The 18,277-nt window shown below is 43.6% G+C and carries 17 protein-coding genes; 11 read left to right on the top strand and 6 right to left on the bottom strand.

The window, feature by feature from the left end; genetic code table 11:
• The first annotated feature begins 131 nt into the window (after nucleotides 1–131).
• The 3 genes from modB to CKV74_RS10505 all read left to right on the top strand — a co-directional run bounded on the left by modB (nucleotide 132) and on the right by CKV74_RS10505 (nucleotide 2,123).
• Nucleotides 132–848, top strand: a complete 717-nt coding sequence (gene modB / locus CKV74_RS09715) for a molybdate ABC transporter permease subunit (RefSeq protein ID WP_039847914.1) — start codon at nucleotides 132–134, stop codon at nucleotides 846–848.
• Nucleotides 835–1,890 (top strand): molybdenum ABC transporter ATP-binding protein ModC, encoded by a 1,056-nt coding sequence (gene modC, locus CKV74_RS09710; RefSeq protein WP_007243280.1) that lies wholly within the window; start codon nucleotides 835–837, stop codon nucleotides 1,888–1,890. Before modB ends, modC begins: the two co-directional genes overlap by 14 nt.
• 89 nt (nucleotides 1,891–1,979) lie before the next feature.
• Nucleotides 1,980–2,123, top strand: a complete 144-nt coding sequence (locus tag CKV74_RS10505; protein ID WP_007243320.1) for a hypothetical protein — start codon at nucleotides 1,980–1,982, stop codon at nucleotides 2,121–2,123.
• 129 nt (nucleotides 2,124–2,252) lie between these two features.
• On the opposite strand, the gene CKV74_RS09700 is transcribed toward CKV74_RS10505, so the two are convergent.
• The 3 genes from CKV74_RS09700 to cysT form a co-directional block, all read right to left on the bottom strand.
• A complete protein-coding gene (locus CKV74_RS09700; RefSeq protein ID WP_007243237.1) occupies nucleotides 2,253–3,329 on the bottom strand; it encodes a sulfate/molybdate ABC transporter ATP-binding protein in 1,077 nt (358 codons plus the stop codon).
• Nucleotides 3,330–3,410: 81 nt separating this feature from the next.
• On the bottom strand, nucleotides 3,411–4,229 hold the full coding sequence (gene cysW, locus CKV74_RS09695) for a sulfate ABC transporter permease subunit CysW (RefSeq protein WP_095177089.1): 819 nt from the start codon (nucleotides 4,227–4,229) through the stop codon (nucleotides 3,411–3,413).
• A gap of 9 nt (nucleotides 4,230–4,238) precedes the next feature.
• Nucleotides 4,239–5,060 (bottom strand): sulfate ABC transporter permease subunit CysT, encoded by an 822-nt coding sequence (gene cysT / locus CKV74_RS09690; RefSeq protein WP_007243326.1) that lies wholly within the window; start codon nucleotides 5,058–5,060, stop codon nucleotides 4,239–4,241.
• Between the two features lie 256 nt (nucleotides 5,061–5,316).
• On the opposite strand from cysT, the gene CKV74_RS09685 reads away from it, so the two are divergent.
• From CKV74_RS09685 to cysI, 7 genes are all read left to right on the top strand, one after another.
• On the top strand, nucleotides 5,317–6,324 hold the full coding sequence (locus CKV74_RS09685; protein WP_007243290.1) for a sulfate ABC transporter substrate-binding protein: 1,008 nt from the start codon (nucleotides 5,317–5,319) through the stop codon (nucleotides 6,322–6,324).
• Between the two features lie 11 nt (nucleotides 6,325–6,335).
• Nucleotides 6,336–7,766, top strand: coding sequence for a siroheme synthase CysG (gene cysG / locus CKV74_RS09680; protein ID WP_095177088.1), 1,431 nt, complete (start codon nucleotides 6,336–6,338; stop codon nucleotides 7,764–7,766).
• Nucleotides 7,767–7,776: 10 nt separating this feature from the next.
• Nucleotides 7,777–8,511, top strand: a complete 735-nt coding sequence (locus CKV74_RS09675) for a phosphoadenylyl-sulfate reductase (protein ID WP_007243252.1) — start codon at nucleotides 7,777–7,779, stop codon at nucleotides 8,509–8,511.
• 20 nt (nucleotides 8,512–8,531) lie between these two features.
• Entirely contained in the window at nucleotides 8,532–9,455 is a 924-nt protein-coding gene (cysD, locus tag CKV74_RS09670; protein WP_095177087.1) for a sulfate adenylyltransferase subunit CysD, read from the top strand.
• A gap of 247 nt (nucleotides 9,456–9,702) precedes the next feature.
• Nucleotides 9,703–10,986, top strand: coding sequence for a sulfate adenylyltransferase subunit CysN (locus CKV74_RS09665; protein WP_007243331.1), 1,284 nt, complete (start codon nucleotides 9,703–9,705; stop codon nucleotides 10,984–10,986).
• A gap of 57 nt (nucleotides 10,987–11,043) precedes the next feature.
• Complete coding sequence (locus CKV74_RS09660; RefSeq protein WP_095177086.1) at nucleotides 11,044–12,837, top strand: assimilatory sulfite reductase (NADPH) flavoprotein subunit; 1,794 nt, start codon at nucleotides 11,044–11,046, stop codon at nucleotides 12,835–12,837.
• Nucleotides 12,838–12,854: 17 nt separating this feature from the next.
• Nucleotides 12,855–14,621, top strand: a complete 1,767-nt coding sequence (cysI, locus tag CKV74_RS09655) for an assimilatory sulfite reductase (NADPH) hemoprotein subunit (RefSeq protein WP_007243236.1) — start codon at nucleotides 12,855–12,857, stop codon at nucleotides 14,619–14,621.
• Between the two features lie 209 nt (nucleotides 14,622–14,830).
• On the opposite strand, the gene ycaO is transcribed toward cysI, so the two are convergent.
• Together ycaO and CKV74_RS09645 are read right to left on the bottom strand one after the other, a co-directional pair.
• Nucleotides 14,831–16,594 (bottom strand): 30S ribosomal protein S12 methylthiotransferase accessory factor YcaO, encoded by a 1,764-nt coding sequence (gene ycaO, locus CKV74_RS09650; protein WP_095177085.1) that lies wholly within the window; start codon nucleotides 16,592–16,594, stop codon nucleotides 14,831–14,833.
• 65 nt (nucleotides 16,595–16,659) lie between these two features.
• On the bottom strand, nucleotides 16,660–17,379 hold the full coding sequence (locus CKV74_RS09645; RefSeq protein WP_007243293.1) for a methyltransferase domain-containing protein: 720 nt from the start codon (nucleotides 17,377–17,379) through the stop codon (nucleotides 16,660–16,662).
• 11 nt (nucleotides 17,380–17,390) lie between these two features.
• Here CKV74_RS09645 and gloB point away from each other — a divergent pair, with 11 nt between their 5' ends.
• The gene (gene gloB / locus CKV74_RS09640) at nucleotides 17,391–18,092 is read left to right on the top strand and encodes a hydroxyacylglutathione hydrolase (RefSeq protein WP_007243232.1); all 702 of its coding nucleotides are present in this window, start codon (nucleotides 17,391–17,393) and stop codon (nucleotides 18,090–18,092) included.
• Here gloB and CKV74_RS10640 read toward each other — a convergent pair.
• Entirely contained in the window at nucleotides 18,089–18,223 is a 135-nt protein-coding gene (locus CKV74_RS10640) for a hypothetical protein (protein ID WP_007243357.1), read from the bottom strand. The genes gloB and CKV74_RS10640 overlap by 4 nt on opposite strands.
• Nucleotides 18,224–18,277: the final 54 nt, after the last annotated feature.

Here is an 18,277-nt window from a genome sequence, read left to right as displayed (position 1 = left end):
ACATCAATACGCCCCTTCAAAATTCAATATTTTCCAAAAATAAGATGTAACCTATTGATTTTATTGTGGTTGATTTTAAATCGCGGTAAAACGTGACATCTTTCCAATTTGATACGACAGAAGGAAATATTTTGCTCTCTTGGTTTCAATTAAGCCCGATGGAATGGGATGCGATCCGCTTAAGTTTGAGCGTAGCCTTAAATTCGATGCTTTGGAGCTTGCCCTTAGCGATTTTGATTGCTTGGCTGCTGGCACGTAAAGAATTCTATGGTAAATCGCTACTCACCGGCATTATTCACCTGCCATTAGTATTACCACCGGTGGTGATTGGTTATTTGTTGTTGGTGGCGATGGGCCGTAACGGCTTTATCGGTAAATATTTATACCAATGGTTTGGCGTATCCTTCGGATTTAGCTGGAAGGGTGCAGTGTTGGCCTCTGCGGTGGTGGCTTTTCCATTGGTCGTACGCGCCATTCGCCTTTCCTTAGAAAGCATTGATTTTAAATTGGAACAGGCCGCACAAACGCTGGGTGCTTCCGCTTGGCGAGTCTTTTTCACCATTACCTTGCCGCTTTCCTTGCCCGGCGTGTTAGCCGGTTTAGTGCTGGGATTTGCCCGCTCCTTGGGAGAGTTTGGGGCGACCATTACCTTCGTTTCAAATATTGCCGGCGAAACCCAAACTATCCCCTTGGCAATGTATTCCTTTATTCAAACACCAGGCGCAGAAGCTGAAACAGCGCGACTTTGCGTATTTGCGGTGATACTTTCATTGATATCCTTATTGCTTTCTGAAGCCTTGAGCAAACGAATGCAGAGAAAATTGGGGCAGGGCGATGCTGCACATTAATGTTCAACAACAATTAGGTCGCTTGACTTTGCGCGCCGATCTTAAACTGCCTACGCAAGGGGTGACGGCAATTTTTGGCCTGTCGGGTTCGGGTAAAACCTCGTTAATTAATTTGGTTAGTGGCTTGAGTCAACCGGATCACGGATTTATTCGTTTAAATGAGCGCACCTTGGTGGATGTCGAAAATGGCGAAAATCTGCCCGTGCATCAGCGCAAAATTGGTTATGTTTTCCAGGATGCCCGTCTCTTCCCGCATTACAATGTCAAAGGCAACCTACGCTACGGAATGAAAAATGTCAGTCGAGAAGACTTTGACTATATCGTGCAATTGCTTGGTATTGAATCGCTGCTCAAACGCTATCCACTCACCTTATCGGGTGGCGAAAAGCAGCGCGTGGCCATTGGTCGGGCGCTATTAACCGATCCCGATATTTTGCTGATGGATGAACCCTTGTCCGCGTTGGATGTGCCGCGTAAACGCGAGTTGATGCAATATTTGGAAAGCCTGTCTAATGAAATCAATGTACCGATTTTATATGTGACCCACAGTTTAGATGAATTGTTACGCTTGGCGGATCTTGTGGTGTTGATGGAAGACGGCAAAGTCAAAGCTTACGATAGTTTGGAAAATGTATGGAACAGCCCGTTATTTGCCCCTTGGAAAGGGGAAACGGAGCAGAGCAGTGTATTGGCACTGCCGGTGTATTTGCATAATCCGGCTTATAAAATGACGGCTCTTGCGCTTGGCGAACAACAGCTTTGGATCAATGAAGTGCATTATCAATCCAACGAAAAAGTGCGCGTGTGTATTTATAGTTCCGACGTTTCACTGACCCTTGCTAAACCGGAACAAACCAGTATTCGTAATATTCTGCGCGGACAAATCGCACAGATAGTTCCGCAAGATAATCGCATCGATATTAGCGTATTGGTGGAAGGCCATAAAATCTGGGCAAGTATCAGCAAATGGGCGTTTAATGAATTACGTTTTGCCCAAGGAATGGATGTGTATGTGCAAATTAAAGCGATTTCCGTGGTGTAATATCGGAGTTCAAATGCGGAAAAATAAACAAGGGATTTGCATGGGCTTGTGCTACAATCGGCGGCGCATTTCAATTTAAGGAAAAGACGATGAAAAAACTATTTCTAATTGTAGCCGCCGCCCTGGTAATTTCTGCTTGTGCCGGCAAAGACGTGTATTTTAACGGTGCCGAAGGCAGCCATTCCGGAATGAAACTGGACAAAGACACCCATCGCTGGGGCATCAATAAATAATTCATTAACGGCGCTTAGCGCCGTTTTTTATGGACAAAATTCCCCGATATCTCAATTTTTGAACACCTCTAATAAAATCAATGACTTAGCTTGCGTTTTTAGCAAAACTCCGATTTTCATGAGAGCGTTTTAAATATTCATTTCTTGAAATAAATTCAATTTATCCGGAACAAGATACACCCGTTCATCGATTTTATAGTGCGCATTGAGGTAGTTTTCCTTGGTGAGAATGACCTCGATTGGTTGCTCTGTTTGTGGGCTTTCTACTTCGATCCGCACGATAAAACCAATGGCGTTAATATGCCGAATAATACCGCTAGCCAACGCGTTATACGGTTCGCGAGATAGGGTGAGCTCGTAAGGGCGAATATAGGCGGTGGCAGATTGGTTATTTCGCGCGCGGGTGGCATTGCTATGGGCCTGTAAATTATGTGCGAATTCACCAACCACCAAATTACCTTGCTCAATATGCCCGTGGAACACATTAACATCGCCGACGAATTGAGTTACGAATGGTGTTTGTGGCGCGTGGTAAATTTGGCTAGGTTCATCGATTTGTTCCACTTGCCCCTTATTCATCACGACGATGCGATCGGACATATCTAAGGCTTCATCTTGGTCGTGGGTGACGAAAATGCTGGTGACATTGAGTTCATGTTGCAATTCCCGTAACCAACGGCGCAATTCTTTACGTACCTGTGCATCTAATGCACCAAAGGGTTCATCCAGCAGTAAAACTTTGGGTTGAACGGCTAGGGAACGGGCTAATGCAATGCGCTGTTTTTGTCCGCCGGAAAGTTGATTAGGATAACGATCCGCCAGCCAATCCAGTTTGACCAACTTCAATAGCGCAGTGACTTTTTCACGAATAGCATCCGCCGATAGCCGCTCTCTCCGTGGTTTTACCGTTAATCCAAAGGCTACATTGTCAAACACCGTCATATTTTGAAACAGCGCATAATGCTGAAACACAAAACCTACCCCCCGTTCTGCGGCAGAAACTCGGGTCACCTCTTTTTCTCCAAACAAAATGCGTCCGCTATCGGCAAATTCCAATCCGGCAATAATGCGTAGTAGGGTTGTTTTTCCACAACCGCTCGGCCCCAATAGGGCCGTAAGTTGATTTTCAGGAAAGCTGAGGCTGATATCTTTTAAGGCATGAAAATTGCCGAAATGTTTATTGAGCTGCTGGATTTGTATTGTCATGCGATGGTATTCCTGTTTGTTGTGTTTGATCGAGGCGGTTAGATAGATTTAACGGTGCGAAATCAATCCGTTATTTGTAATTTATGCTCCTTTCGCTTTTTTTCTTTCCACATACCGTACTACATTCTGAATCCCTAATGTGCCTACAGCGATTAAGGCCAATAAACTGGCGCATGCAAATGCTGCAACAAACTGATACTCGTTGTAGCTGATTTCCACATAAAGTGGGATGGTATTGGTCAGACCGCGAATGTGCCCGGATACCACGCTAACAGCACCGAATTCACCCATGGCGCGGGCATTACTGAGGATCACACCGTAAATCAAAGCCCATTTGATTTTGGGTAGAGTCACCCGCCAAAAAAGTTGCCAAGTGGAAGCGCCTAAAATTAAGGCAGCCTGTTCTTCGCTAGTACCTTGAGCGGACATGCTCGGGATTAAGGACTTGGCAATAAGCGGAAAGGTGACAAATAAGGTCACAATCACAATACTTGGGGTAGCAAACATAAATCTGATTTGATGGGCGGCAAGCCATGCCCCCCAAAGGCCATCTAAGCCGAACAGTAGCAAGAACATTAACCCCACAACCACCGGAGAAATGGAAAAGGGAAGATCGAGCAGAGCGGTTAATAGGCTTTTGCCCTTAAAGTCAAAGTAGGCGATAGCCCAAGCCATGACGATGCCGATAAATATATTAATGGGTAATACTATTAATGAGACTTTTATGGTGAGCCAAATAGCTGCCAAGGCTTCCGGATCTTGTACGGCGGTTAAAAATAATGCCAGCCCTTGCTCAAGGGCATAGTAAAACACGGTGAATAGTGGCAGTAATAACACGAGGGTAAAAAAGCATAGAGCAAGTGCAATTAGGCTCCACTTTTGCCAACTTTGGATTTCCATAAATACCTCTTATCGGATCGGGCTAATGCGTTTGGCAACCGACCATTGTGCTAAATTAATTAATAAAATCAGTAGGAAAGAAATAACTAACATCAACAAAGCAACTACTGAGGCACCTTGCACATCATATAAATCGAGTTTCGACATGATGATCAGGGGAGCTATTTCCGACACTAACGGCACGTTACCGGCAATAAAAATCACTGAGCCATATTCGCCAAGTGAACGGGCAAAGCCCATACCGGCACCGCCGATGAGTGCGGGTAAGACTGCCGGAATGATCACTTTACGTAAGATAGTAAATTTTGATGCGCCTAAAATATGTGCAGCTTCTTCATAGCCGGGATCAAGATTAGCTAACACCGGTTGAATGGCACGTACAATGAAAGGTAGGCTGACAAAAATTAATGCGATCGCAATACCGCCAGGAGTATAGGCCAATTGAATCTCTAAGTAATTAAGCCATTGTCCGAGCAGACCGCTTGGCGCATAGAGAGAGGCGAGGGCAATTCCGGCTACAGCAGTCGGTAAAGCAAAGGGTAAATCCACTAGCGCATTGATGATATTTTTTCCCGGAAAATCATAGCGCACCAAGCTCCATGCCAACAAAAAGCCAAAAATGACATTAATTAAGGTGGCGATTGCCGCCATTTCAAAGGACAGTATTAAAGAAGCAATCACTCGTTGGCTAGAGATTATTTGTAAGATCTCCGCCCATCTTAATTGTAGAGCGGTTAGCACCAGTAATATCAATGGCAGTAGCACCATTGAGCCGAGCCATGCCAATGTCACGAACATACTCCGTTTAAATCCGGGTAATACGGTTTTCATTCTCCCACCTTCGCCATAGATAAATACCTAAACTTTGTCAGCTTTTGAAATGCTCAAAAAAATAACCGCTCTTTGAGCCCATGACAAAGAACGGAAATTTATTTCATATTCCAAAATAAAATAAGTAATCGATTATATTTGTGATTTATATTTCATTTTGTTCTATAAAATGCATTTTCGTTATTTTTTGTCGCTAGATTTTTACGATATAAATTTAGCCACACGAAATTAAGGGGAATAAACGGAGAGCTTTAAAATGAAAAAAATTGCTTTATTTTCAGTACTTTCTTTATTCCTTGGCGGTGTGTTATGGCATGCCAACTCCCAGCCGAAAACCGTATTACTAAATGTGTCCTATGACGTAATTCGTGATTTCTATAAGGAGTATAACGCTGAGTTTCAGCGTCAATTTCCTTCCGCTGTGATGATTTCACAATCGCATGGCGGCGCCAGTAAACAGGTGCTAGGTGTGTTAAATGGCTTACCGGCAGATGTGGTGACTCTGACACAAAGTAATGATATCGAAGCTTTAGTTAAAAAAGGTTTAGTAAATGCTGATTGGCAGCAGGTATTACCGAATGGTGCCGTTCCTTTTGGTTCAGTGATGGTTCTTTTAGTCAAAAAGGGCAATCCCAAACATATCCAAGATTGGTCGGATTTGGTACGGGATGATGTAAAAGTGGTGTTTGCTAATCCTAAAACCTCCGCGAACGGGCGCTTTGCTTATTTATCTGCCTTAGCTTATGCCGAACAACATTGTCAGCAACCACAGGATTTTATGCGGCGTTTACTTAAAAATGTACCTGTTTTAGAGGCTGGGGCGCGTAGTGCCAGTATTTCCTTCACCCAACGGAATATTGGTGATGTATTGATTGCTCCGGAAAATGAAGCCGCACTTGCGGCTAAAACGTTAGGTGAAAATAGTTTTGAAGTGGTATATCCCAGCATTACCGCATACACACCAATTTATGTAGCGGAAGTGAATAAAAATACCCAGGCAGATGGTTTGCATCAACTTTCCCATGATTATTTGAGCTATTTATGGTCACCTCAAGCACAGGAACTTGCCGCCCAAAATTATTTTCGTCCGACAGATAAAAAAATTATTGCTAAAACGACCGCGCTTTTTCCAGAAGTGAATCAATTTGATGTGAACCAACGTTTTGGTTCGTGGGATGCGATTAATACTCAACATTTTGTCGATAACGGCTTATTTGATCGTCTATATGTCAGTGCACAACGTGCTGATAAAGTGAATAAATAGGAGTGATACCCATGAATTATTTTCCACTTTTTGCTGATTTAACCGGTCGCCCGGTACTTGTTGTCGGCGGTGGTTCAGTGGCTGCTCGTAAAGTAGGGTTGTTACTCAAAGCGAATGCGCAAGTCCGTATTGTTGCTCGCCAATTAAATGAGGGATTAAGCGAACTTGAACGTCAAAATAAAGTGCTATGGATTGCCAAAGAATTTAATGCCGAACAAATGAGAACGGTGATGTTAGTGATAGCGGCAACAAATGATGAGATATTAAATCATCGTATTTTCCATTTAGCTGAAAGCCAACATAAATTAGTCAATGTGGTGGATGATCAGCCCCACTGCAGTTTTATTTTTCCTTCTATTATTGATCGTAATCCGATCCAAATTGCGATTTCGAGTGGTGGCAAGGCTCCAGTATTAGCTCGTTTATTACGTGAGAAGCTGGAAGCATTATTGCCACAACATTTGGGCAAAATCGCAGAGATATCCGGCAAATGGCGTGATCAAGTAAAAGAAAAATTGGCATCGGTCACTGAACGTCGCCGTTTTTGGGAAAAAATGTTTAGTGGCCGTTTTGCTAGTCTCGTTAAGAATCAACAAGAGGCACAAGCTGAAGAGGAATTGGCTGAACAGCTAGAAAGTAACTATCAAGGTGGCTTTGTCTCTTTAGTTGGTGCCGGTCCTGGCGATGCTGGGTTACTAACCCTTAATGGTTTACAGGAAATCCAACAAGCCGATGTGGTGCTTTACGATGCTTTGGTTTCAGATGAGATTCTTTCTTTAATTCGCCGTGATGCAGAACGTATTTTTGTGGGAAAACGTGCCAATGGTCGTTCTGTCGCACAAGAAGAAACCAACCAATTGCTATTAACCCTTGCTCAACAAGGCAAGCGAGTTGTTCGTTTAAAAGGTGGTGATCCTTTCGTTTTTGGACGCGGTGGCGAAGAATTAGAAGCGTTGGCTCAACATCAAATTCCATTTTCTGTGGTACCAGGTATCACAGCGGGCATTGGCGCAACAGCTTATGCAGGAATCCCATTAACTCACCGAGATTATGCACAAAGTGCCATTTTTGTGACAGGCCATCGTAAAGCTGATGCCTCTGATATTGAATGGCAAACCTTAGCAAGAAGTAATCAAACCTTAGTCATTTATATGGGAACCCTAAAGGCTCAAATCATTGCTGAACATTTACAACAAAATGGTCGTGCGGCAAATACACCGATAGCCATTATTAGCCAAGGCACTCAACCAACCCAGAAAACGCTGATCGGTACACTTGCCAATCTTGCCGAGTTGGCAGAAAAGGCTGAAACACCGGCCTTGATCGTGGTAGGCGAAGTGGTGGCCTTACATGAACAATTAGCTTGGTTTGGCGAAGAAAAACAACGTCAAAAACAACCGCACTTTACCCTAGAAAGTTTAACTATCGGTCAAGTGGCGTAAGGAGTGGATGATGAGTTTATTTAAACCGACTTTTTGGCAAATTCCACTTGTTAGCCTTGATGCTAAAGATCGCTTGGTAGAAAAAACAGCCACATTGCAGCAACGTTTACATCAAATTGCTGATAGCCATAAGGATGCACGCTTTGCTAGCAGTTTAGCTGTGGAAGATATGGTTATTACTGATGTGATTGCCCGTGAGCAGTTGAATATAGGGGTGTTTACCTTAGACACAGGCCTTCTGCATCAAGAAACTTTGGATTTATTGGATAACTTAGCGAAAACCTATCCACATTTGCACATTACACGTTTTCATCCAATTACCTCTGATGCAGCTCGCTATGTGGCGGAAAATGGCAAGTTCGCTTTTTATGAAAGTATCGAATTGCGCCGAGAATGTTGCCATATCCGTAAAATCGAACCTTTAAACCGCGCATTACAAGGGGCTGATGCGTGGTTGACCGGCCAACGTCGTGAACAATCGGCCACTCGTACTGAGCTGCCGTTTGCCGAGCAGGATAAGGCGCGTGGTATTGATAAATACAACCCTATTTTTGATTGGTCAGAAACAGATGTGTGGGCTTATATCTTAGCCAACAATGTGCCTTATAACACTCTTTATCATCAAGGGTTTCCAAGCATTGGCTGCGATCCTTGTACCCGCCAAGTTAAACAGGGCGAAGATATTCGCGCCGGCCGTTGGTGGTGGGAGAGTAAAGATAGTAAGGAATGTGGATTACATAAGTAGAAAAATATAGGAAGAAAAACATGACAAAAACCGAACTCAACAACCAACATCTAGACTGGCTCGAGGCTGAGTCGATTCATATTATTCGTGAAGTCGTTGCGGAATGTGAAAACCCGGCGTTGCTCTTTTCCGGAGGGAAGGATTCTGTGGTATTGCTGGCATTAGCCCGTAAAGCATTTCAGTTAGGCGATCGTCCGGTACATTTACCGTTTCCATTGGTGCATATTGATACCGGTCATAATTATCCGGAAGTGATCCAATTTCGAGATGAGCAAGTGGCAAAACTTAATGCACGCTTAGTTGTTGGGCATGTGGAAGATTCTATTGCCAAAGGTACGGTGGTATTGCGCAAAGAAACGGATTCGCGTAATGCGGCACAGGCGGTTACTTTATTAGAAACCATTGCAGAGAATGGATTTGATGCCTTGATGGGCGGTGCACGCCGTGATGAGGAAAAAGCCCGTGCAAAAGAACGAATTTTCTCGTTCCGTGATGAGTTCGGTCAATGGGATCCTAAGGCACAACGTCCGGAATTATGGTCTCTGTACAATGCTAAATTGCATAAAGGTGAAAATATGCGAGTGTTTCCGATTTCCAACTGGACGGAATTAGACATTTGGCAATATATCGCTCGTGAGAATTTGGAATTGCCTCCGATTTATTACAGCCATAAACGCGAAGTTGTACGTCGAAAAGGTTTATTAGTGCCGGTGACGCCATTAACACCTAAATTGCCAAATGATGTCAGCGAAGTATTGGATGTTCGTTTCCGCACCGTCGGTGATATTAGCTGTACCTGTCCGGTAGCGAGCACCGCATCAACAGCATTAGAAATTATTGAAGAAACCGCTATTGCCGACATTTCCGAACGTAGCGCGACTCGTCTAGACGACCAAGCCAGCGAAGCCGCCATGGAGAAAAGAAAAAAAGAAGGGTATTTTTGATCGGATAGATTCCCTTCTTTGCCGCCTTTGTTTCATTGAATTTTTAGAAAATTTTCGTCTGTTTGAGCCGAAGGCGAGTTCAGAAAATTTTCGTGAAGAAAATTCAATGAAACAAAGGATGTAAAGGCAAAGTAGGGTCGCTTTTCTTTTGCCTTCTTTTCTTTGGCGAGGCAAAGAAAAGAAGGTCGCCATCGGCGAAACCTGATGGGAATGTATAGATAAAATATAAAAAAATTAAGGAAGAAATATGACACAACATTCAACCCCACTTCGTTTTATTACTGCCGGTAGTGTAGATGACGGGAAAAGTACCTTAATCGGCCGTTTACTTTACGATAGCAAAGCGTTATTGACCGACCAAATCAAAACCCTTAACGCAGGAAAAGAAAAAGGTAATAAAGAAGCCATTGATTTTTCTATTTTGACGGATGGTTTGGAAGCAGAACGTGAACAGGGCATTACCATTGATGTGGCGTATCGCTATTTCTCTACGGCAAAACGTAAATTCATCATCGCCGATACCCCAGGACATGAACAATACACACGTAACATGGTGACAGGAGCAAGTACGGCATCTGCTGCAATCGTCTTAATTGATGCTTCTCAGCTGAATTTTGATGAGAAACCGTTACAACTCTTACCACAAACTAAACGTCATTCAGCGATTTTACGTCAATTAAATTGCCCGCACATTTTAGTGGCAGTAAACAAAATGGATTTATTGGATTACAGCGAAGAAAAATTCAATGCCATTGTGGAGGCGTATCGTCAATTGGCGGCACGACTCGGATTAAAAGAGGTACATTTTGTGCCGGTCTCTGCATTGCTTGGCGATAACCTGGTATATGCAAGTGAAAGCACCCCTTGGTATCAAGGCGAACCTTTACTCACCATTTTAGAAAATTTACCAAGTGTGGATGAGGTGAGTCATTCCTGTGCCGATTTCTATTTTCCGGTGCAATTAGTGGTGCGTCAGGATGCGGATAAAGCCGATGATTTCCGCGGTTATCAAGGGCGAATCGAACGAGGCTCAGTACAACTGGGACAGACTATTCGAATTGAACCGAATGGATTAACCGCTAAAGTGACCGAGATTATTACGCCAAAAGGTGAGGTGACACAAGCGGTGGCCGGAGAAGTGATTACCTTACGTTTAGATCGCGATATTGATATTTCCCGTGGTGATTTATTTGTGGATGAAAGTTCACCACTTACACCACAAAAGCAACTTGAAGCCACAATTTGTTGGTTTGATGAACGCCCACTAAATACCGCCCGTAAATATTTACTTAAACATGGCACGCAAACCGTATTTACCAAAATCAGTGAAATTGAAAGTGTGTTAAATGTTCATACACTCGAACAAGAAAGTGGGGCTACAGCCTTAAAGATGAATGATATTGCTCTAGTGCGTTTAAGTTTACAGAAACCGATTGTTGCCACAACTTATGAAGAAAATATTGCTGGTGGTGCCTTTATTTTAGTTGATGAAGCAACTTATAACACAGTAGCAGCCGGTATGATTCTCTAACTCGCGCTTTCTTAATGTGAATTTACTGATATAACTCATTTTCTTGTGGGGAAACTTATGCAACACAACAATCCATTACCAACAGAAATACTGAATCTCTTACCAACGCTAACGCCTCTTCAATTAGCATGGCTTTCCGGTTATGCCTGGTCGCAAGCTTCCGGTGTAGAACAACAGGTTGCAGGGCAACATTTGGCAGCAAATTTGACCGCACTTTCAGCAGAACCTTTTTCAATTACGGTGCTTTCAGGATCACAAACCGGCAATGCTAAATCGGTGGCGGATAAAGTTGCCACAGAGCTTACTGAGGCCGGTATTGCCGTGAAACGCATCGCTTTAAAAGATTACAAAGCGAAAACCATTGCTGATGAAAAATACCTGCTATTAGTTACTTCCACGCAAGGTGAAGGCGAGCCACCAGAAGAAGGCGTGGTATTGCATAAGTTATTAAACGGTAAAAAAGCACCAAAACTCACCAACCTGCAATTTGCTGTGTTGGGATTAGGGGATAGTTCTTATCCAAATTTCTGCCAAGCGGGCAAGGATTTTGATCAGCGTTTTGCCGAATTAGGCGCGACGCGTTTATTTGAGCGAGTGGATGCAGATTTAGATTACAGTGCAACCGCGGAACAATGGATCCGAGATATTGTTGCTATTGTAAAAGAAAAGGCTGCGCAGGCTTCACCGGTTGTGCAAAGTATTGCTACCGCTACAACCGCCCCGGTAGCCAAGGAAAGCCAATACAATAAAGCCAATCCATTTCCTGCAACCTTAATCACTAACCAGAAAATTACCGGCCGTCAGTCGGATAAAGATGTGCGTCATTTAGAATTTGCTTTAGCAGGTTCGGATCTTCATTACCAAGCGGGAGATGCACTTGGTGTATGGTTTGACAATGATCCTAAGTTAGTCGATGAAATTTTATCGCTCGCGCAGATTGCTCCTACTACAGAAGTGACAATTGAGGGAAAAGCGCAAACTATTTCGACCGCACTTTTATCGCATTTAGAGCTTACTCAAAACACACCTGCTTTTGTGAAAGGCTATGCAGCTTTGGCACATAACGAACAGTTAAATGATTTGGTTGCGGATAATCAAGCATTGCAAGAATTGGTTCAACGCACACCGATTGTGGATGTGTTACATAAATTTCCTGCAAAATTAACCGCTGAACAACTGGTTTCATTATTGCGTCCTTTAACGCCTCGTTTGTATTCCATTTCATCTTCTCCAGCAGAGGTTGGGGAGGAAGTGCATCTAACCGTTGGCGTGGTACGTTTTGAACATGAAGGTAGAGCACGCAGCGGCGCAGCCTCAAGCTTTTTAGCGGATCGCGTAGAAGAAGATGGTGCTGTGCGTGTATTTGTAGAACATAACGATAATTTCCGCCTGCCAAATGACAAGACTAAGCCAATTATTATGGTGGGTTCCGGTACCGGCGTAGCACCATTCCGGGCTTTCATGCAGCAACGCGTAGCCGATGAGGCGAGTGGTAAAAACTGGCTGATTTTTGGTAATCCGCATTTTGCCAGCGATTTCCTTTATCAAACCGAATGGCAACAATTTGCCAAAGAGGGCTTCTTGCATAAATACGATTTTGCTTGGTCACGTGATCAAGAGAAGAAGATCTATGTACAGGACAAGATCCGCGAAAATTCGGCGACACTGTGGCAATGGTTACAAGAGGGGGCTTATTTTTATGTCTGTGGTGATGCATCAAAAATGGCAAAAGATGTGGAACAAGCATTACTCGAAGTCATTGCTAAAGAAGGCAATTTAAGTCCGGATGAAGCAGAAGATTATTTAAATGAACTGCGTGAAGAAAAACGTTATCAACGCGATGTGTACTAGATTTGTGGGGTGAAAAAATGACAGAGCAAAACAAACAAAAAGGCTTGGAATGGCAAGAAAAACCGCTTTCTGACAATGAACGCTTAAAAACCGACAGTAACTTTTTACGCGGTACCATTTTAGATGATTTAGAGGATTCCTTAACCGGTGGTTTCCGTGGGGATAACTTTCAATTAATCCGTTTCCACGGTATGTATGAACAAGACGATCGTGATATTCGTGCCGAACGTGCAGAGGAAAAACTCGAACCGTTGAAATTTATGCTGTTACGTTGCCGTTTACCGGGGGGAATTATCAAGCCATTCCAATGGATTGAATTGGATAAATTCGCCCGTGAACATAGTTATTATCGTTCGATTCGTTTGACTAATCGTCAAACTTTCCAATATCACGGAGTGCCAAAAAGCCAATTACAAACTATGCATCGTTTATTGCATAGTTTGGGATTAGACTCCATTGCAACGGCTTCAGATATGAACCGTAATGTGTTATGTACCTCGAACCCAATTGAATCAAAATTACATCAGCAGGCATATGAATATGCGAAGAAAATTTCAGAACATCTGTTACCACGTACACGAGGGTATTTAGATGTATGGATTGATGGTAAGAAAGTCCAAAGTAGCGATGATTTTTTACAGGAAGAACCGATTCTCGGTAAAACTTATTTGCCACGTAAATTTAAAACAGCCGTGGTAATTCCACCACTCAATGACGTGGATTGTTACGGGAATGACTTAGATTTTGTCGCCATTGCAGACGAGAACGGCAATTTGGTTGGCTTTAATGTCTTGGCGGGAGGTGGCTTATCCCTTGAACATGGCAACACCAAAACCTATCCTCATATTTCCCTTGAACTGGGTTATGTGCCATTGGAATACACCTTAAAAGCAGCGGAAGCTGTGGTGACAACCCAACGGGATTTTGGTAACCGTAGCGATCGTAAAAATGCACGTAGTCGTTATACCATTCAAAACATGGGATTAGATAATTTCCGCGCCGAAGTCGAACGTCGTATGGGGATTCCATTTGAACCGATTCGTCCGTTTAAATTTACCGAACGCGGTGATCGTATCGGTTGGGTAAAAGGCATTGATAACAACTGGCACTTGACCCTGTTTATCGAAAGCGGCCGCTTGGTGGATAACGATGAGAAAAAATTACTGAGTGGCGTGTTGGAAATTGCCAAAATTCATAAGGGCGATTTTCGTATCACCGCCAACCAAAATCTGATCGTAGCAAATGTAGCGGAAGAGGATAAAGCACAAATTGAGCAAATTGCCCGTGATTACGGTTTAATTCGTGATGATGTGAGTAAATTACGTGAAAACTCTATGTCCTGCGTTTCTTTCCCAACTTGTCCATTGGCGATGGCTGAATCAGAGCGAATTCTTCCAAGCTTTATTGATGAATTGGATAAAGTGATGGCGAAACATCAAGTGGCTGATGATTATATCGTTACGCGTATTACCGGTTGCCCAAATGGATGTGGCCGCGCAATGTTGGCGGAAATCGGTTTGGTGGGCAAAGCAATTGGTCGTTACAATTTGCATATCGGTGGGGATCGTGAAGGTGTGCGTATTCCACGTCTTTATAAAGAAAATATTACGATTCCGGAAATTATCAGTGAACTTGATACTCTGATTGGCCGCTGGGCAAATGAGCGTCATGTAAACGAAGGCTTTGGTGATTTCACTATTCGTACCGGCATTATCAAGCCGGTGGTGAATGCACCAGTTGATTTCTGGGATGCCGATAAAATTATTGCTACTGCCACAGTTTAAGTGCAGAGGTATTGTGAAAAAGGCGTGCTTGGCACGCCTTTTTGCTTAATATTTTGTGACATCAAAACGCCCCTTCAATAGACAGCGTTTTGCTTGAAATTAACTGTAAGTCATTGATTTTGTTGAAGGTGGTTAAAAAATGGGAAATAAATGTGACATTTCATGGACGCCTTAAAAAAGCGGACTTGAAGTCCGCTTTAGATGCTGTATTACGCCCAATGTTGGCGTTTGGCTTGTTGTAATTTCTCGTAGGCCGCCAGCAGCGCTTGATGTTCTTGGAAATTATCCAGATTTTCATCGCTAGCCGGTAAGTTGTAGAACGGGTTACCATTATCTGCAACGGCTGCCCATGCTGCATCAACAGCGTTTTTGCCGTACATGCGATTGAATACGCTACGATATTGTTGCGGTTCACGACTGTCGTCCAAATGGAGTTCTAAGATGTTGATAAGGGCACGGTAGTAATTAACCCGTTCGCTAGTAAAGACTGAACTGTTCATATTCAACGTCCAGTTTGCCCAATCGAGCGCAGATTCCCATTCACCCAGAGCTAAATGCAGCATACATTTAAGCTCGCCGACACGTAATGTTGTCCAGCCGCTGCCTTTAGGCGCTACGATACCGATGAACTCACGTACGCGGGTGGCATCGTCGATATCCTGTTCATCCAATTCCGCAAGCAGTTCTGCGTAAGTTTCATCATCATGATGATGGTGGGGCAGATCCAAAAGGATTTCCCGCCAGTCCATGCCCATATTGTTGTTGGCATAGATTAAATCGTCGGCCGGATAAATATCCGACATTCCCGGCACAATAATGCGGCAGGCATACACGCCAAGGTGATTGTAATCCATGATATAGACTTCTTTTTGCTCCTCCTGGAAGATGGCCATCAGATTGTCATATTCCTGTTGGGTGGTGCCCGAGAAATTCCAATCGACAAAGGGATAATCAGCTGCCTGTTTGAATAGATCCCAAGAGATCAAGCCACTAGAGTCGATAAAATGGGTTTCTAGGTTGGCATGTTCGGCCACATCCTGATTATTGAAGGATGGTGGCGAGAATACATCCAAATCCTTCAAACTACGACCTTGTAGCAATTCGGTTACGGTTCGTTCTAAGGCAACTTGGAAATTTGGGTGGGCGCCGAAGGACGCAAAACAGGTACCGTTTTGCGGATTGAGTAATACCACGCAAATCACCGGATATTGACCGCCTAAGGAGGCATCAAAGGCATAAATTGGGAAACCTTCTTGTTCCAATTTATTGATAGAGGCTTGAATTGATGGATAACGTGCCATTACTTCCGCCGGAATCGCTGGCAGACTGATAGCTTCGGCGATAATGCGGTTTTTTACATAACGTTCAAAGACTTCTGAAAGGCCTTGTACGCGAGCTTCGTTTTTGCTGTTACCGGCCGACATTCCATTAGAAACATATAGATTGTTGATGATTGCTTGTGGAATATACACGGTCTGTTGATCCGATTGACGTACGTAAGGCAACGCAACGATACCGCGTTCTCCGTTGCCTGATTGTAAATCAATTAATAGGTCGGGAGTCAGTTCTTGTGCGGGATCGTAAAAATCCAAGAGGAATGGATCCAAAATGCCGTTTGGCAGTAAATCCTCATCTTCAATCGGGAACCATTTTTCACTTGGATAATGGACAAAGTCACCGTTGGCTATTTGTTGGCCGAGGTAAAAATCAGTGAAGAAATAATTGGTGGACAGACGTTCGAAATATTCGCCTAACGCAGAGGCTAGCGCAGCTTTTTGGCTAGCACCTTTACCATTGGAAAAACATTGTGGACAATCTTTATCGCGGATATGTACCGACCATACGTTTGGCACAGGATTGAGCCAGGAGGCTTGTTCGATATGAAATTCGAGGTTGATTAATTTTTGTTGGAAATTGGCAATGCTGTCTTCCAGCGCAGCATCTTTGCCGAGGATAAAGGTTTGTTCGCTCATAGGGGCTCTCGTTGTCAAAAAAACGCCCGCATAATAGGAAACTTTACGCGGGGGGGCAAGCGGTTTTATGTTGAGTTGGAGGAATCCAATTTAAAGGCATTAGCTGGTGAGAGGAAATTTTCTACAGTTGGTTTTTCGGTTTCTAAATTGAAATTTAATGGATAGCGGCGTTTTTGTGCCACGACCAATTGTAATGGCGCACAAAATGAATGCTGTTTGGTGAGAGCGATTGTTTGGCAGTGGAGAATATCAAAATGTAGCAATGCCAGCCAATCCAAGATACGCCATAACGGGTATTGGCGAAAGCGATAATCCCCTAGTTTGCGTTTCCATAAGAGGGGACTTAGTGGATTAAATAGAGAGAGCAGCAATAGCCCGTCATCATTTAGTACACGGCAGACTTCGCGTAAAAGTTGGTGCGGGTCTTGGCTAAAATTAAGAGTGTTGGCCAGTAAACAACCATCAATACTGCGTTCGATAAAAGGCAATTCAGTCATGTTGGCACACAGCAGGCTATCGCTTTCTGCCTTAAATGGAGTAAAATTTTGCAGGTTTTCGCTGTCGATAACAGTGGTTTGGTGGCGTAGTGGTAAATCGCAGCGGATTTCTCCGCTTAAGCAGCCTAGCTTAGCGATTTGATAACCGGGAATATGCTTTAACCAGGGCACAATCGCTTCTTGCAAGTGTGCACGATAGGCTTCCCCCAGCGGTAATCCTTGCCAGCCGGAGGGCTGAGCAAGCGACTCAGACCATTTTGCCGACCAATTGATTAATTTTATTTTCATAAGGATTTGTTATGTTAGTTGCGATTCCTGCACTCAATGATAACTATATTTGGCTGTATAGACGAGAAAATTTGCCCGCCATTGTGGTTGATTTACCAGAGACGGAAGGACTTTTTGCCTTGCTTGAGGAACAGCAAATAGCAGTCGAGGCATTATTGCTCACCCATTATCACGATGATCACACGCAAGGAGTAATGGCGTTTAAACGGCGTTTCCCAGATGTGCCGGTTTATGGACCGCAGGAATGTGCCAATAAGGGCGCCGAGCGTATTTTAACGGATGGTCGTTTTTCTACTGAGCACTACGAGATTGAAGCGATTGCCAGTCCGGGACATACCGCAGGGCATTTGAGTTATTTATTGGATGGTAATCTGTTTTGTGGTGATGCGCTTTTTTCAGCCGGCTGTGGACGGGTTTTTACCAATGACTATGCAGCCGCTTTTGCAACCTTACAGCGTTTCAAACAATTGCCGGCAGAGACACAAATTTGTGCAGCCCATGAATATACTTTGGGTAACCTGGCTTTTGCTGAGTCGGTGTTAGGTGAGTTACCGGCAATTCAACAGCATAAAATTTGGGTGGAACAGCAACGCGCGGAACATCGCCCAAGTTTGCCGACAAGTCTGGCGCTGGAACAACAAATTAATCCATTTTTGCTGGCAACGGATTTAGCCGAATTTACTCGATTACGTGAAATGAAGGATCACTTTTAATCAATTGGAGTAATTTCAGTCTTGCTAATTTGCCCAATGGGGGCGAATTTATTAGAATAGCCAAACTTTTTTTGGCTTTTTTCCGTATTTGTTTTTAAAAATGCAACAGAAATGAGAATTGTTGCTAACAATATGATTGTTAAGGTTTTTTAGTAAAGAGAATACGGTCATCTCTGTGAGTTTTT

It is taken from the genome of Haemophilus pittmaniae (assembly GCF_900186995.1).
Classification (GTDB): Bacteria; Pseudomonadota; Gammaproteobacteria; order Enterobacterales; family Pasteurellaceae; genus Haemophilus_D; species Haemophilus_D pittmaniae.
Note: the sequence above shows the minus strand (reverse complement) of the source record. Positions and strands in the feature narration are given on the sequence as shown.

Coding starts and splice junctions, on each gene's coding strand:
- modC (WP_007243280.1), top strand. CDS start 835: ATGCTGCACATTAATGTTCAACAACAATTAGGTCGCTTGACTTTGCGC.
- CKV74_RS10505 (WP_007243320.1), top strand. CDS start 1,980: ATGAAAAAACTATTTCTAATTGTAGCCGCCGCCCTGGTAATTTCTGCT.
- CKV74_RS09700 (WP_007243237.1), bottom strand. CDS start 3,329: ATGACAATACAAATCCAGCAGCTCAATAAACATTTCGGCAATTTTCAT.
- cysW (WP_095177089.1), bottom strand. CDS start 4,229: ATGGAAATCCAAAGTTGGCAAAAGTGGAGCCTAATTGCACTTGCTCTA.
- cysT (WP_007243326.1), bottom strand. CDS start 5,060: ATGAAAACCGTATTACCCGGATTTAAACGGAGTATGTTCGTGACATTG.
- CKV74_RS09685 (WP_007243290.1), top strand. CDS start 5,317: ATGAAAAAAATTGCTTTATTTTCAGTACTTTCTTTATTCCTTGGCGGT.
- cysG (WP_095177088.1), top strand. CDS start 6,336: ATGAATTATTTTCCACTTTTTGCTGATTTAACCGGTCGCCCGGTACTT.
- CKV74_RS09675 (WP_007243252.1), top strand. CDS start 7,777: ATGAGTTTATTTAAACCGACTTTTTGGCAAATTCCACTTGTTAGCCTT.
- cysD (WP_095177087.1), top strand. CDS start 8,532: ATGACAAAAACCGAACTCAACAACCAACATCTAGACTGGCTCGAGGCT.
- CKV74_RS09665 (WP_007243331.1), top strand. CDS start 9,703: ATGACACAACATTCAACCCCACTTCGTTTTATTACTGCCGGTAGTGTA.
- CKV74_RS09660 (WP_095177086.1), top strand. CDS start 11,044: ATGCAACACAACAATCCATTACCAACAGAAATACTGAATCTCTTACCA.
- cysI (WP_007243236.1), top strand. CDS start 12,855: ATGACAGAGCAAAACAAACAAAAAGGCTTGGAATGGCAAGAAAAACCG.
- ycaO (WP_095177085.1), bottom strand. CDS start 16,594: ATGAGCGAACAAACCTTTATCCTCGGCAAAGATGCTGCGCTGGAAGAC.
- CKV74_RS09645 (WP_007243293.1), bottom strand. CDS start 17,379: ATGAAAATAAAATTAATCAATTGGTCGGCAAAATGGTCTGAGTCGCTT.
- gloB (WP_007243232.1), top strand. CDS start 17,391: ATGTTAGTTGCGATTCCTGCACTCAATGATAACTATATTTGGCTGTAT.